Genomic DNA, 14027 nt, shown 5'->3' with positions numbered 1-14027 from the left:
GGGCGGGGTGATCGGGTGGATTTTGACCGCCGGGTGCGCTTGGAATTTCACGGCTCGCAGCTCAGTTCGGATGGTGAGGGCCTGAAGCGAGCAGCAGCCTGAGCAAATGAAGGTTGGAGCGGTCCGCGTTGCTTCGGGCGGCATGCCATCGGCCGTAGGCTGCAAGGTTCTTTGACGCGGGTCCGTCCGAGGCGCTGCATGAAGGCGCGGAAACGGCTGATCAGGGCGTTCACGGTGTGTTGATGTGGTAGCCGCGCGGGGTTCGCTCCGTCCGCCGCCTTGCGTTGAGCGCGAAGTGCGGGATGCGCGCGTCCTTCGCGGTCCGCTCGTAGTTGACGAACCCGTCTGTGCAGAGCGAATGGGGAGCACCTCAATCATTCTGACCATAAATCAATGAGGGCCCATGCAGGCTGCGTGTACCCGTTAGGCCGAGCATCAATTCGGCGAGTTGACCTCCGTTTCACTGTTTGAGTGAAATTGTGTTGTGTCATCCGCAAACGCTACGGCCCCGCCCGCCTCAAGCAGTTTTCCTCTGCCAGTGCCAGCGGCAGGCCTCTCGACAGGTTTTGGGCTTCGGTTGGGGCCAGTTCAAAGGTATTGAGAGACACCTAACGGTTTTGTCGCATTTTAGCGATCACGCGGACGAAAGACGGGTGACGGGCAATTTCTTCAATGTCTAACGGCGACCGCGGACGCCAATTTGGATGCTCGTCTCCCACACCCGGGAGATTCGTCGGAGTTTCAGGACCTGTCAAGTCGGCCAAACGAACACCAGCGAGAATACTATTTGTTTTAGAAACAAAGGAGTAGGTACCAGTTAGCACAGCATCAGGCAGTACAGGTGCGGCGGGATCGACCTTAATCTTTATCGCTTGTATCAGGCTTTCTTTTTCCGATTTGCGGTGTGCACGATGCTTGATACTGGCTTCTTTGGAGACAAGGCCATTCGCTTCCCGCAAATCAATGTCGTCACCGCGCCACCATGCCGCCAAGACGGGCAGGTCATGAGTGGACAGACAAGCAAATGCTGTCGAAGGATAGGCATCCGGGGCGTAAAAGCCTTTCTGATCTTGTTCGAAATAAACAATGCGATAGCTCAGAACGTTGGCGGCATCCATAACTTCACGAAAACCCTCAGGTACAAACCCCAAGTCCTCACCGATCAAAACAGCATCAGCCGCATTGGCCTCTTCTGTTAAAACGCGCAACAGATCAGCCATAGGATATCGCAAGTGCGCACCTTCGGAAGCCGGCCGGCCGGAGGGAATCAGAAAAAGTTGCCAGAGGGCCATAGCGTGATCGATGCGAAGTGCCCCTGCATCACGCAACTGAGCGGAAATCATTGCGCGGTAATTGGCGAATTCCTCTTCAGCCATCGCCGTCGGCGATGGTGCAGCCAAATGCCAGTTCTGACCTTCTTCGGAAAACATGTCAGGGGGCGCCCCCACGTCCAGGTTGGGAAGTGCTGCTGCAGTGCCTGACCAAGTCGCAGATCCATCCTGCGCTTCGCCCACCGCCAGATCGAGGTAGAGGCCTATCCGCATGTCGGCTTCAACGGCAGCCCGTTGGGCAGCACTCAGTTGCTCGCGGGCGATCCACTGGAGCCATTCGTAAAACCTGATATCGTCCGAATGAAGCCTTGCGATTGCAGCGACAGCTTTACCATCGGGTTGTCGATAGTTTTCTGGCCATGCTGTCCAACCAGTGCCGCCGTGGAGAGCCGAGATAACCTCGAACAACGCGTGCAATCGAAGTGGCTCGCCCTGAGTTTCCACGAACAGAGCGAAGGCGGCGTTTTCTTCGGATTGATCAAAGACACTGCGCAGTGCGGTCAGCTTAGTTTCAGTCACAGCTTTATAGTTTACCAGATCTCCGTCTTCGATATCAGGACGATCGAGCCCCAGCAGATCTGGTGCAATATAGAGGGGATTGAGGAACCGCCGGTTCGAGGGCGAGAACGGCGAACAACGGTCCGGCGCGGAAAGAAAGAGAGCGTGAAGGGGATTAACCCCGATAAAATCCGCCCCTTCCGCTCCGCATAGCTCCGCCAGCCGTGCCAGATCTGCAAAATCACCGATCCCCCAATTTCGCCTCGAACGCAGCTCATAGAGCTGGCAAAAGATGCCCCAGCCCCTGGCGGGCCGTGGCGCCCGGACCGAAAGAGAGGGCATTTGTTTTGCGGCACGTGGGCCTCTTTTCGGGCCGTTTGGATCGATCCCCAAACCTTCAAGGATCAGGCGCAAGGTCGCATCAGGTACATGGCGGTCATCATAGCAGGTTGAGATTCCATGATGATCGGCCAACGCACGCAGTGTCATTTATCTCATTCCTGTTTTTTTTTGGAGAACCCACAGAGGTGTCCTGTATGTACCTGCGTGAGGGGTGTTGTATGGAGAGTGTCTTAGCTTGGCATCAGGGCTCTGAAGCGTTTTATTTTCATGACGATCAGCGGCTTTTAAAAACTGTGATGCAGCAAGACCAAGAATAATTGCGCTTCCGACGTAGGCCATTGGGCGACGTCGTACAAAGCTTCTGATAATGGGAAACAACTTAAAATACTTCTTACTGCGGCAATTGAAAGAAACGTCTACGAGATTTGTTGAACGCTGCTCGAACGGCGGAAAATCTGACGTTATGATCGGAGCTATATTTTCTGAACTCGAATTAATAACTTTCGCCCTAGCCGTCGTATATTGACGTGGATGACCATCTAGTACTTCCGGATTCGTCATAGTTTAACTCCTTTAAATCAGAAGATTAGGCCGAAGAGGTCGATGATATACCCATTATATACTATTCCAGTTTTATAGGTATCACCGTCAACCAAACGCATATGTTTCACCTGTGAAGCAAATTGAAATATATTTTCTGAACGCTAATATAAGCCGATTTGTTCCACATCTTACTACATTTATACGAAAGTCAGGTGGCTGTATTAAACAAATTCAAGAGGGCTTCATGTCGTGAATCCAGTGTGGTTGCTGTGGAGCGCCCCCATCGGGTGGTCCAGTTTGAAGGTTAGTGCATGGTCGGTCGTTGGTCTATCGGGACGATGCTTTTGGGCGCTGGCGGCCGGAAGCTCAGCTCAAGTTCAGTGGTTCACCCTAACAGGCTGCTGAAAAAGGATTTTGATAAGCTGTTCTCGTGGAGCTCATCGACGCAGGTCCCGAGAGGTTTTCGTCAGCTCGACGAGAGAGCACAAATATAGCCCCTTTTTGCCGGTGTAGTGCACTGCCCTAGACTATTTCAGCAGCCTGCTAAACAAACCTCAACCTGCTGATTTCGTTCGCAGGTCTCGCTGAAACGCTGGTATGAAATTGCAGGATTTTGTAGCCTGGCCTTCGAAACATTACGAATTTCGGAGCCCCGATGAAGCCCCACCCCCGCCAGAAAGAGCAAGACGACCTGCTGCGCCCGCGTCTCACCGACATGGTCGACATGCGCCACGAGCTGGTGAAGCTGACCACGCTGATCGACTGGGACGTTTTCGAGCGGGAGTGGGCCGGTTTCTTCCCGTCGCACCGCGGGCGGCCGGCGCCGTGGCCTCACCCCGACGCTGAGACGGCTGCTGCGACGGCGCAGCGCCATCGAGCCCGAAATTGGCCACATGAAAAACGATGGCCGCCTGTCACGCTGTCCGTTGAAGGGCACGACCGGCGACGCGATTTTCGCCGTCCTCTGCGGCTGCGGCCACAACATTCGCAAGATCCTGGCCCACATCAGGGCTCTTTTGAACCATTTGATCGCCGCGTCCGCTGGAGTCATCGAAGCCGTGGGGGTCGAAAACTGCCGCGCTAATCATCAGAGCGACGCACCGGACGTTTGTTCAACCTGAACTCAGTGGCTGCGCGGCTGAAAGACCCAAGGGTCACAAATAGCCCAAAACTCGCCAATACCCAGCGTCCCAACAGTTGATTGACCTCTGCATTGCTGTGCTGGCCTATTGTTTGCTTGCACTGGATTTTCACCATATCAGAAACACGCTGCCTCACGGCAACGCGTCACAGGTGGGCGAATAGCCCGGAACAGGTGGGCGCATGTTGTCGGAATGGGTGGGCGCATGCTCCGGAATACGCGCAGTCGACAGCGTTGATCAGATGGGCCCTAAACTGGTGACAGGAACCATACTCGCCTTAAGGTGTTTTATATCTCTTGGAAACGCAGCGAAGTCTTACTTGATAAAATGCTGCCTCACCTTCTAACATTGAGGAGAATCCAGATGTTACGCACTACCACAGCCATGACCTTGCTCGCGGGTGTCTTGGCGACACCTGTTTTGGCTCAGGTCACTTGGACCTACAATGACATCGATGCAGATGGGAACCTTGAGCTTTCGGATGTAGAGTTCGAGCGCTACTCGACTGAACTTTCAGAGCGGTACGATGCCGACGCCGATGGTTACTTGTCGGTAGATGAGTATGCCCCGCTCGAGGCTGAGTTAGGTCCGTATTTCTCGGCTTGGGATACTGAAACCGATGCCTTGCTGGATGTGAATGAGTTTCATGCCGGTCTCTACGACACCTACGATGCCGATGACAATATGTTCGTCGATGAGCAGGAGTTCGCAGCCTATGGCTCTGTTGAAGACGGAGAGACCGTCGGCGGGCTTAACAACACCGTTGACGCCAATGAGGTCCTCTCTCTGACCGATTGGGACTATGAGTCACTCTACACAGATGGGATCAGTGTGGAGCGTCTACTGGATGCCGACGTTATAAGCGCTACCGGCGATGACGTGGGTGATGTGGAAAATGTGCTTTTCGGTCCGGGTGGTGACCTCGTATCCGTCATCGTCGAAGCTGGCGGTTTTTGGGATATCGGCGACACTCATGTCAACATTCCCTGGGACATTGTGGAAACCGCACCTTGGGATGCCGATGGTATTATGATCCCTATAACCCAGGAACAGCTCGAAGACCCAGAGGTCTACGGGCTCTTTGACGAGGAATTGGGATATGGTTACGCCGAGGGTAGCGGCCTTAACAATGTCACGATCGAGACTATTGTTGCGGAGGAGCAGTTAGCCGAAGTTGGAGGTGACGGCCTAGGCGTCGTGGAAACGGGTCCCCGTGTCTGGCGGGCTCCGGACCTCATCGGCGACTATGCCCGCGTGCGGGATGGCGATGCATTAGTCAATTACGGCTATGTGGAGGACATCATCGTTCGTGACGGTCAGATCGCTGCCGTCCTTGTAACTCCCGACCGCGGTTGGGGCGTGACCGGTAATCGGGCTTATCCGTACTACGGTTCGAATTACGGTTGGAGTTCAGGAGCTGAATACTACGACATGCCCTATGATCGAACTGAAATCAGCGACGTCGAGGCATTCGATAACGACATGCTGGTCGACTGATACCGATTAGGCGGCTCGCGTCATGCGGGCCGCGTGTTCACTGTGGCGGTAAATCTGATCGTGTAGAAGTGGCTTAGCAGGCTGCTGAAATAGTCTGGGGCAGTGCACTACACCGGCAAAAAGGGGCCATTTTTGTGCTCTCTCGTCGAGCTGACGAAAACCTCTCGGGACCTGCGTCGATGAGCTCCACGAGAACAGCTTATCAAAATCCTTTTTCAGCAGCCTGTTAGTAGTTGATGCTCTGGAATTATAGCGGCAAGGAGTGTCATGAACTCTGTGTATCTGGTCTGGCCCATGCGGGTTTCAGATACGGTGACGCATTGAAACGATCCTAGAACATTATGGCGAAATGGTTGCGGGCGGCAAACCAAACCCGAGCATGTCGTCCACCATTTTCGAAGTTGCGGATCGCGAGGTAGATCAGCTTTGTGGCGGCCTCCTTGGTCGGGAATGACCCGCGGGTCTTGATCGATTTGCGGATCACCCGGTTTAAACTCTCTATCGCGTTCGTGGTGTTGATGATCTTGCGGATCGCCGGGTCGAGGGCAAAGAACGGGATCACCTCCTGCCAAGCCCTGCGCCAAGCAGGTGCGATGGAAGCATATTTACCCGCCCATTTTTCCTCAAAAGCGTCCAGCTCCGCGGCTGCCTGATCGGCAGTCGGGGCGCTATAAATACGCCGCAGGTCAGCGGCAACCTCCTTGCGGTCTTTCCAGGCGCAGAAGTTCAGCGAGTGACGCACGAGGTGAACGATGCAGGTCTGCACGGCCGTATCCGGGAAGGCCGCGGTGATGGCGTCAGGGAAGCCCTTGAGGCCATCTACGACCGCGATCAGGATGTCCAGCACCCCGCAGTTCTTCAGTTCCGTCATCACCGAAAGCCAGAACTTGGCGCCCTCGTTGTCGGCAATCCAAAGACCCAGCACCTCGCGCATGCCATCCCTGTTGACGCCGAGAGCGACGTAGACGGCCTTGTTCTTGACCATGCGGCTCTCGGCATCGCGGATCTTGACCCGTAAAGCGTCGAAAATGACGATGGGATACATCCGGTCCAGCGCACGGGACTGCCATTCCCGGACCTCGTCCAGCACGGCGTCAGTGACGCGACTGATCAGATCTGGCGATACCTGAAGGCGGCTTTGATGATGTAACCGCCCCCCGACGACATCTGTGTGCCAAGGTGGGTCTGCGAGGATCCACAAAGAGGAGCGGTCATGTCGAAGATTATCACGGTCGGACTCGATCTGGCAAAGAATGTGTTTCAGGTCCATGGAGCGGACGGCGCGGGCCGTGCAGTGCTGCGCAAGAAGCTGAGGCGAATGCAGGTGTTGGAGTTCTTCAGCCAGCTTCCGCGTTGCGTTGTCGCTATAGAAGCATGCGGCGGCGCTCATTTCTGGGGGCGTGAGATCAGCAAATTTGGGCATGACGTTCGGTTGATCCCACCGGCTTACGTAAAGCCGTTCGTCAAGCGTCAGAAGAACGACGCGGCAGATGCTGAGGCGATCTGTGAAGCAGCGGTCCGCCCGACCATGCGTTTTGTGCCGGTGAAGAGTGAAGAGACCCAGGGCGCGGCGATGGTCTTCCGGGTTCGGGAACTGCTGATCCGGCAGCGGACTCAGGCGATCAACGCCCTGCGCGGCCATCTGACCGAGTTCGGACAGATTGTGCCGCAAGGGGCGGCCAACGCCTCGAAGCTGATCGCTATCGTCGAGGATCCGGAAAGCGGCTTGCCTGCCGATGCCATCCCCACTCTCAAGGTGCTGGTAGCAGCGCTCTCCCATCTGAAGACGGAGATCGGGAAGCTCGATGCAGAGATTGCCTGCCGGGCCAAAGAGAATGACGTGGCACGGAGGTTGATGACGGTGCCGGGTATCGGGACGCTGATCGCCACGGCCATCGCGACCTTGGCTCCGCCTCCCGAGACATTCCGAAAGGGGCGCGATTTTGCAGCCTGGCTGGGTCTGGTGCCACGGCAGCATTCTACCGGAGGGAAAAAGCACCTCGGCGCCACCACCAGAATGGGTGAGCGATCCTTGCGACGTTTGCTGATCATTGGTGCCAACAGCGTCATCATCAAGCGACATGTCCATGCTGCCGCCAAGGCCGGCACGTGGTTGGGCGGGATGCTGACACGTAAGCCACCGATGCTGGTGCGGGTAGCGCTGGCCAACAAAATGGCGCGGATCGTCTGGGCTTTGATGGCCCGAGGTGGCGTCTACAAGGCTCCGGCCATGGCGGTGTAAGCCGTCAGGGTCGCGAGGACGTCGGAGCGGAAAAGGGCAAGGAGCAGTTTGGCGCAATCGTCGTGAGACGGGATCGGGAGAACCAGTGTGCAACAGAGTGCCTTCGAGCACGCGGCTTTGATCTGGACCCGACCCTCGAACACCATACGGGCCTGCGGCATGTGTGACGCCGCATCATGAGGCCGGACACATGTCAGCACCCGATGACACGCCAAAATCAGCTCTGAAGATTCCTCTTGCGCATGGGGCGGTTACACATGTTGCACAAAGCCCCTGTTCGGTCTCAAGTTCGACCTGACAATCGTAGCCGCGCTTCTGACGATCCTGGGATATTCGGTCAATGATACCGTGGTCATCCTCGATCGGCTTCGTGAAAATCTGGCAAAATACAAGACGGCTCCCCTGCGCGATCTGATGAACCTGTCAGCGAACGAAACTCTGAGCCGGACCCTGATGACCGCGATGACGACACTGATTGCGTTGATCGTGCTGCTGATCTTTGGCGGCGACGTGATGCGTGGCTTCGTCTTTGCCATGCTTGTAGGCGTGGTTCTGGGCACTTGGTCCACGCTTTAAGTCGCCAAGAACTGAGCTGTTTCTTGGCCTTGACCGTAGCGGCAAGCCGAAGGGCAAAATGGACCACGAGTTTGCCCATATCGACGCTTGATCCCATGCGGCCCCTGACCTCAGACTGGGGCCGCTTTCGTTTGGAAAAATCTTTTCAGGGGAGCCTTGTATGATCAACCACAGAATACGATTTCACATTTGCGGGCCGGGCCCCTCTGACGTTGGACGATCCAACGTGATGTCGGACCGCATCGACAGCGTTCGATCACATGCCCGGCTTCTTAATCGATCCCATGGTCTGTCATCTGCGCGTTCCTGCAGCAGAGGTCGCAATCTTGGAATTCTTTCTCTTTCTCTTTCTCGGCAAGCCACTGTGGATGTGGCTCATCTTCCTGACCTTGGTGGTCGCCCTGCTGGTCTTCGACTTGGGCGTCCTGAACAAGACCGACCACGAGATAGGCGTGGCCGAAAGCCTGAAACTTTCGGCCCTCTACATCACGCTCGGTGTGACATTCTCGGCGTTCATCTGGTGGCAGATGGACGGCACGGCGGCGGCACAATACCTGACGGCCTTCGTGGTGGAAAAGACGCTGGCGCTCGACAATATCTTCGTCATCGCGCTGATATTCTCGTTCTTCGCAATCCCGCGCGAATATCAGCATCGCGTGCTGTTCTGGGGCATTCTGGGCGTCATCGTTTTGCGCGGCATCATGATTGGTGTGGGTGCCACGATCGTCGAACAGTATCACGGGGTCCTCTACATCTTTGCCGCGTTCCTGATCTTTACCGGCCTCAAGATGCTCTTTGTCGCCGACAAGGAACACAAGATGGAGGAGAACGGCGTCATCCGGTTCTTCAAGCGGCGGATGAACGTCACCAACGAGCTGCACGGTCACGCGTTCTTTGTGCGCAAGCCGGACGATCAAACGGGCCGCATGGTGCGCTACGCGACACCGCTGTTTCTGGCGCTGATCATCATCGAAATTGCAGATCTCGTCTTTGCCGTGGATTCGGTGCCTGCCGTGTTCACGATCACGACCGATCCATATCTCGTCTACACGTCGAACATCTTCGCCATCCTGGGCCTGCGGGCACTCTACTTTGCGCTGGCTGCGATCCTGCACCGCTTCGCTTACCTCAAGTATGCGCTGTCGGTGCTGCTGATCTTCATCGGCTCCAAGATCTTCGTGGCCGACGCCATGGGATGGGAGAAGTTTCCCCCCGAGTGGTCGCTCGGCATAACCTTCGCCATTCTGGCTGTGGGTATCGCCTTTTCGCTGTGGAAGACGAAGGGGACAGGTGATGGCGGCGACGCCATACGAATGTCGATTTGACGAGATGCACGTCCCGGTCGGGCAAGACTGTCAGACTGGGGCGATGCTCGGTTCCTCATGCTGCGTGACGTGTGCGTCGCACATCACCGACCGTGGAATGGCGCGGCTCGGAGTGCGGAACTGGGACCATGTAAGATCCTGGTGTTAAACGCGGTGGTTTCCGGCGCTTATGGCAGCGCCTATTCGTTCAGGTCGATCAAGTCGCAAAGTGTATGAACCAGATGTCCTTCGACCTGCCGCCGATCGAGCCTGAACCGATAAAGAAACTGTCGCAGGTTCTTGAGGAACTCGCACAGGGGTCGCAGGCGCGCGTCTCGCTGGGCAATCTGATCGGTGCCTTGGGTGAACAGAGCTTCGTGCCGCTGATGATCCTGTTCTCGTTGCCGAATGTCTTCTTCTTCGTGCCTGGCTCGTCGGTCATCACGGGCCTGCCACTGATGTTCATCGCCTTGCAAATGCTGACGGGCCGGCCGGCAGTCTGGTTGCCCCGGGTCCTGAGCGACCGGTCGCTCGGCCGGGACGTGTTTCGCCGGACAGTCGGCCACGCCTTGCCCTGGATCCTGTGGGTCGAGAAACTGGTGCGGCCGCGATACTGGCCGCTGTCGCGCAGGACCGCCGAAGCCATCGTCGGTGCCCTCAGCCTTGTTATGGCGACCTTCATGTTCCTGCCAATCCCATTTGCCAATTCGCTGCCCGCCATCTCGGTGATCATGCTGGCGCTTGCTTTGGGCGAACGCGATGGGCTGTGGCTGATCGGTGGCACGATCACCAGCCTGATATCTGTCGGAATCGTCGTTGCCATCTTCGCGGCCGGCACATTCGCGATGCTGAGTTTCTTCTAAGGATACATGTAATGCTATCTTCGCATCGCCCGGGGGCCTCGACCGCTGACAATGCCCCAGCGACGCCGACCCGCACAGCGGCGCTGACCATCGGTGCGGTCGGAATCGTGTATGGCGATATCGGAACCAGTCCGCTTTATGCGTTTCGTGAAGCCATCCGACCCGCCGCAGTCGACGGCGTCACCGACCTGGAGGTCGTCGGGGTCGTCTCACTGCTGCTCTGGGCGCTGATCCTGATCGTCACGCTGAAATACGTGCTCTTCCTGCTTCGCGCGGACAATAGGGGTGAAGGTGGCGTCCTGTCGCTCTTTGCGCTGGTGCAAGACTACCCCCGCAGGTCCGGCCTGGTTTTCGTGTTGGGGGTGACAGGTGCGGCGCTGTTCTTTGGCGATGCCATCATCACCCCCGCCATTTCGGTGCTGTCGGCGGTCGAGGGGCTGAAACTCGTCACGCCGCTGTTTGAACCTTATGTTTTGCCAATCTCAATTGGCATACTGATTGCACTGTTTCTGGTGCAAAGCCGTGGCACCGGTCCGCTGGCGCGCTGGTTCGGTCCAATCACGGCGGTTTGGTTCGTTGCCATGGGCGTGGCCGGTGTGGCGCAGATCATCGGCGCTCCCGAAATTCTGCAGGCTTTCAACCCGCGTCATGCCGTCACCTTCATGACCAGTCACGGCAGTGTTGGATTCGTCGTCCTGGGGGCGGTTTTCTTGTCCGTGACGGGGGCCGAGGCGCTTTACGCGGACCTGGGCCACTTCGGCCGCAAGCCCATCCAGATCGCCTGGTTCGCATTGGTCTTCCCGGCCCTTGCGCTGAATTATCTCGGGCAAGGCGCACTGGTCATCCAGACGCCCGCAGCCGTGACCGATCCATTCTTTCTGATGGTGCCGTCATGGGCCTTGCCGGGTTTCGTCGTTCTGGCGACCATCGCCACGGTCATCGCCAGCCAGGCGGTGATCACCGGCGCATTCTCCATGACGCGTCAGGCGATCCAGTTAGGCCTTCTGCCGCGCCTTGTCATCCGGCACACCTCGGCCACCGAAACGGGCCAGATCTTCCTGCCTGCGATCAACATTCTACTTCTGGTGGGTGTCGTGATGCTGGCGGTCGAGTTCCAAAGTTCTTCGGCCCTGGCTGCCGCCTATGGCATCGCCGTCAGCGGCACCATGGTTGTCACGACCGCGCTTGCGTATCTGATGATGCAGAAGGTCTGGGGCTGGCCGAAGTGGGTGTCGGCACTGGCGCTGCTGCCGATCCTGCTGATCGAAATGGCGTTCTTTGCCGCCAATGCGGCAAAGGTGCCGGACGGCGGCTATGTGCCGTTGCTGTTGGGGCTGGCCGTGGTCGTCATCATGTGGACCTGGTCACGCGGCACGCGGGAGCTCTATGTGCGTTCGCGGAACCAGTCGGTTTCGCTGGCGGACTTCATTCCGCGCATCGAACAGGGCTCTGCGTTGCGGGTGCCCGGCACCGCTGTCTTCCTGACAAGCGACCCCTTGGCGACACCGCCTGCCTTGCTGCACAACCTCAAGCACAACCATGTCCTGCACGACCAGATCATCGTCCTTACCGTCAGGACCTCCGACATACCCCGCGTGCCCGAAGCCGAACGGGCCGTGATCGAACGCGTCAACGGTCGTTTCCACCGGATCACGCTGGAGTTCGGCTTCATGGAAACGCCCAACATCAACCGCGCGCTGGCCGCCTGTCGCAAACAGGGCCTGAAGTTCGAGGGCATGAAGACGACATTTTTCCTCGGTCGCCGCAAGCTTGTCGCAAAATCCAATGTCGGGATGCCGGTCTGGCAGGACCACATCTACATCTTCCTGTCACGCTTGGCGGCGGACCCTACGGATTTCTATCACCTGCCGAGAGAGAGGGTCGTCGAGTTGGGCTCTCAAGTCGCAGTATGATGGAGCTGTCATGCAGAACAGGTCGCAGCAGACGACATGGTTCTTGTCGGCTAGGCGAGGTGCAGGTGCAGCTGCAAATGGGACGGTCGATGTGATGATGTCGCGCAATGGCCGCCTGCAGTCGGGCAGACACTGCATGCACGGTGTAGGCGACGGGTGCCATGGCTCTCATGGCATATCCGTTGCTGGTCGGGCCCGGCCGTGTGGACGAGCTGATGTTCGCATCCAGTCGGCGTGCGGGTGTTCGTCTGATCGAACAGACCGAATGGTGGAAAGCCGCATATGAGCTATCTCATCAACAACACGCAAACGGTCCCGACAGGGCTGCGCAAATTGCTCCACCTTGACTGGGGGCTGGTTGTCCTGGTTTTTGCTGTGTCCTGCATCGGATTTGTGGTGCTCTATTCCCTCGCGGGCGGATCAGCACATCCTTGGATGCAGCCGCAAGTTGAGCGATTTATCGCTGGCATTTTCCTTATGATTGCCATTGCAATGGTGCCTGTCTGGTTTTGGCGAAACGTCTCACTGCTGGCCTATCTTGTCGGACTTGGTCTGCTCGTTGCTGTCGATTTATTCGGCTTCAGCGGCGGGGGCGCGCAGCGCTGGATTGATTTTGGCTTCATGCAGTTGCAACCATCAGAGCTGATGAAGATTGCTCTCGTGATGTTTCTGGCGGCCTATTATGACTGGCTTCCATCTGGGCAAACGTCCCACCCGGTTTGGGTTGCCGTGCCGCTGCTGTTCATAGCGTTGCCGGTCGCCTTGGTTCTTGTGCAACCGGATCTCGGAACCGCCCTGCTTTTGCTGATGGGTGGTGCCACAATCATGTTTCTCGCAGGCGTGCATTGGGCCTATTTCACCACCGCTGCTGTCGCTGCCGTCGGAACTGTCACCGCTGTTCTGCAGAGCAGAGATACGCCGTGGCAATTGTTGAAAGACTATCAGTATCGCAGAATCGATATATTCCTAGATTCCGGTGCCGACCCGCTGGGCGCTGGCTACAATATTACCCAAGCAAAGATTGCACTCGGGTCCGGCGGGTGGGGTGGCAAAGGCTTCATGCAGGGAACGCAATCGCGGCTCAATTTTCTGCCTGAAAAGCATACCGATTTCATCTTTACAGCACTCGCCGAGGAGTTCGGGTTTATTGGAACAATATCCCTCCTGCTCCTCTATATATTGATCATTTTCTTTTGCACGATTTCGGCCATGGCCAACAAGAACCGATACGCAAGCCTTCTGACGCTCGGGGTAGCGATGACATTCTTCCTCTATTTCGCGATCAACATGGCGATGGTCATGGGGCTTGCACCGGTCGTCGGTGTCCCCTTGCCGCTGGTCAGCTATGGCGGCACCGCGATGCTGGTGCTGATGATGGCCTTTGGCCTTGTCCAAAGTGCCAATGTCCATCGCCCGAGATAGCGCTAAGATGGCTGCTGAGCAGATATCTCAGCTTAGGTTGAGTGGCCTCGGCCTTACAAGGGACGCGCGCTCATCCGACTAAAGCAATTAGCACTTTACTCCGATTGCGGGAGCCTCTGTGCTGTCAGGAATACAGCAGGGCTGGCGCGAACCAGCCCTGAAAAACCGATTGAAGCGGAACGGCGGTCTCAATCGGTAAGTTTATCCTTGATATCGCCGCCCTTTTTCTGGACTTTGCCTTCAACCTGGTCAGCCTGCCCATCGCGCTTCATGTCATCATTGTGCGTGGCATTGCCTACTTCTTCTTTGACCTTGCCACCAATGTCTTTTGCTTTGCCTTTAGCTTGATCTTCG

Annotated in this window: 10 protein-coding genes and 3 pseudogenes; 8 read left to right on the top strand and 5 right to left on the bottom strand. The window is 56.9% G+C overall.

Annotated elements, in window-relative coordinates; genetic code table 11:
* Positions 1-608: 608 nt before the first annotated feature.
* Together malQ and ACOI1H_RS19100 are read right to left on the bottom strand one after the other, a co-directional pair.
* Complete coding sequence (malQ, locus tag ACOI1H_RS19105) at positions 609-2318, bottom strand: 4-alpha-glucanotransferase (RefSeq protein ID WP_422439421.1); 1710 nt, start codon at positions 2316-2318, stop codon at positions 609-611.
* Positions 2319-2732, bottom strand: coding sequence for a hypothetical protein (locus ACOI1H_RS19100; RefSeq protein ID WP_422439420.1), 414 nt, complete (start codon positions 2730-2732; stop codon positions 2319-2321). It lies immediately after the preceding gene.
* Between the two features lie 797 nt (positions 2733-3529).
* Between ACOI1H_RS19100 and ACOI1H_RS19095 the strand changes: the two are divergent.
* Positions 3530-3835: pseudogene (locus ACOI1H_RS19095) on the top strand (hypothetical protein); the annotation flags it as partial.
* Here the strand turns inward: ACOI1H_RS19095 and ACOI1H_RS19090 are convergent.
* The gene (locus ACOI1H_RS19090) at positions 3795-3971 is read right to left on the bottom strand and encodes a restriction endonuclease (RefSeq protein WP_422439419.1); all 177 of its coding nucleotides are present in this window, start codon (positions 3969-3971) and stop codon (positions 3795-3797) included. The pseudogene ACOI1H_RS19095 and the gene ACOI1H_RS19090 sit on opposite strands and share 41 nt — an antisense overlap.
* 248 nt (positions 3972-4219) lie before the next feature.
* Here ACOI1H_RS19090 and ACOI1H_RS19085 point away from each other — a divergent pair, with 248 nt between their 5' ends.
* On the top strand, positions 4220-5353 hold the full coding sequence (locus ACOI1H_RS19085) for a PRC-barrel domain-containing protein (RefSeq protein WP_422439418.1): 1134 nt from the start codon (positions 4220-4222) through the stop codon (positions 5351-5353).
* Between the two features lie 331 nt (positions 5354-5684).
* Here the strand turns inward: ACOI1H_RS19085 and ACOI1H_RS19080 are convergent.
* A pseudogene (locus ACOI1H_RS19080) lies at positions 5685-6503 on the bottom strand (IS256 family transposase); the annotation flags it as partial.
* 63 nt (positions 6504-6566) lie between these two features.
* Between ACOI1H_RS19080 and ACOI1H_RS19075 the strand changes: the two are divergent.
* From ACOI1H_RS19075 to rodA, 6 genes and pseudogenes are all read left to right on the top strand, one after another.
* The gene (locus ACOI1H_RS19075) at positions 6567-7595 is read left to right on the top strand and encodes an IS110 family transposase (protein WP_422439417.1); all 1029 of its coding nucleotides are present in this window, start codon (positions 6567-6569) and stop codon (positions 7593-7595) included.
* 273 nt (positions 7596-7868) lie between these two features.
* A pseudogene (locus tag ACOI1H_RS19070) lies at positions 7869-8262 on the top strand (protein translocase subunit SecDF); the annotation flags it as partial.
* Between the two features lie 235 nt (positions 8263-8497).
* On the top strand, positions 8498-9496 hold the full coding sequence (locus ACOI1H_RS19065; protein WP_422439416.1) for a TerC family protein: 999 nt from the start codon (positions 8498-8500) through the stop codon (positions 9494-9496).
* Positions 9497-9708: 212 nt separating this feature from the next.
* Positions 9709-10338: an exopolysaccharide biosynthesis protein gene (locus tag ACOI1H_RS19060; protein ID WP_422439415.1), complete on the top strand. Its 630-nt coding sequence runs from the start codon at positions 9709-9711 to the stop codon at positions 10336-10338.
* A gap of 11 nt (positions 10339-10349) precedes the next feature.
* Positions 10350-12251 carry a potassium transporter Kup gene (locus ACOI1H_RS19055; protein ID WP_422439414.1) on the top strand — a complete coding sequence of 634 codons (1902 nt, stop codon included), beginning with the start codon at positions 10350-10352 and terminating at the stop codon, positions 12249-12251.
* A gap of 282 nt (positions 12252-12533) precedes the next feature.
* Complete coding sequence (gene rodA, locus ACOI1H_RS19050; protein ID WP_422439413.1) at positions 12534-13673, top strand: rod shape-determining protein RodA; 1140 nt, start codon at positions 12534-12536, stop codon at positions 13671-13673.
* A 188-nt stretch (positions 13674-13861) separates the two neighbouring features.
* Here the strand turns inward: rodA and ACOI1H_RS19045 are convergent.
* On the bottom strand, positions 13862-14027 hold a 166-nt coding region (locus tag ACOI1H_RS19045; protein ID WP_422439422.1), incomplete at its 5' end, for a CsbD family protein.

Origin of the sequence: Loktanella sp. DJP18 (assembly GCF_049310965.1) — a bacterium.
Taxonomy (GTDB): domain Bacteria; phylum Pseudomonadota; class Alphaproteobacteria; order Rhodobacterales; family Rhodobacteraceae; genus Loktanella.
Note: the sequence above shows the minus strand (reverse complement) of the source record. Positions and strands in the feature narration are given on the sequence as shown.

Excerpts from the sequence above, each read along its gene's own strand:
- malQ (WP_422439421.1), bottom strand. The coding sequence starts at position 2,318 with ATGACACTGCGTGCGTTGGCCGATCATCATGGAATCTCAACCTGCTAT.
- ACOI1H_RS19100 (WP_422439420.1), bottom strand. The coding sequence starts at position 2,732 with ATGACGAATCCGGAAGTACTAGATGGTCATCCACGTCAATATACGACG.
- ACOI1H_RS19090 (WP_422439419.1), bottom strand. The coding sequence starts at position 3,971 with ATGGTGAAAATCCAGTGCAAGCAAACAATAGGCCAGCACAGCAATGCA.
- ACOI1H_RS19085 (WP_422439418.1), top strand. The coding sequence starts at position 4,220 with ATGTTACGCACTACCACAGCCATGACCTTGCTCGCGGGTGTCTTGGCG.
- ACOI1H_RS19075 (WP_422439417.1), top strand. The coding sequence starts at position 6,567 with ATGTCGAAGATTATCACGGTCGGACTCGATCTGGCAAAGAATGTGTTT.
- ACOI1H_RS19060 (WP_422439415.1), top strand. The coding sequence starts at position 9,709 with ATGAACCAGATGTCCTTCGACCTGCCGCCGATCGAGCCTGAACCGATA.
- ACOI1H_RS19055 (WP_422439414.1), top strand. The coding sequence starts at position 10,350 with ATGCTATCTTCGCATCGCCCGGGGGCCTCGACCGCTGACAATGCCCCA.
- rodA (WP_422439413.1), top strand. The coding sequence starts at position 12,534 with ATGAGCTATCTCATCAACAACACGCAAACGGTCCCGACAGGGCTGCGC.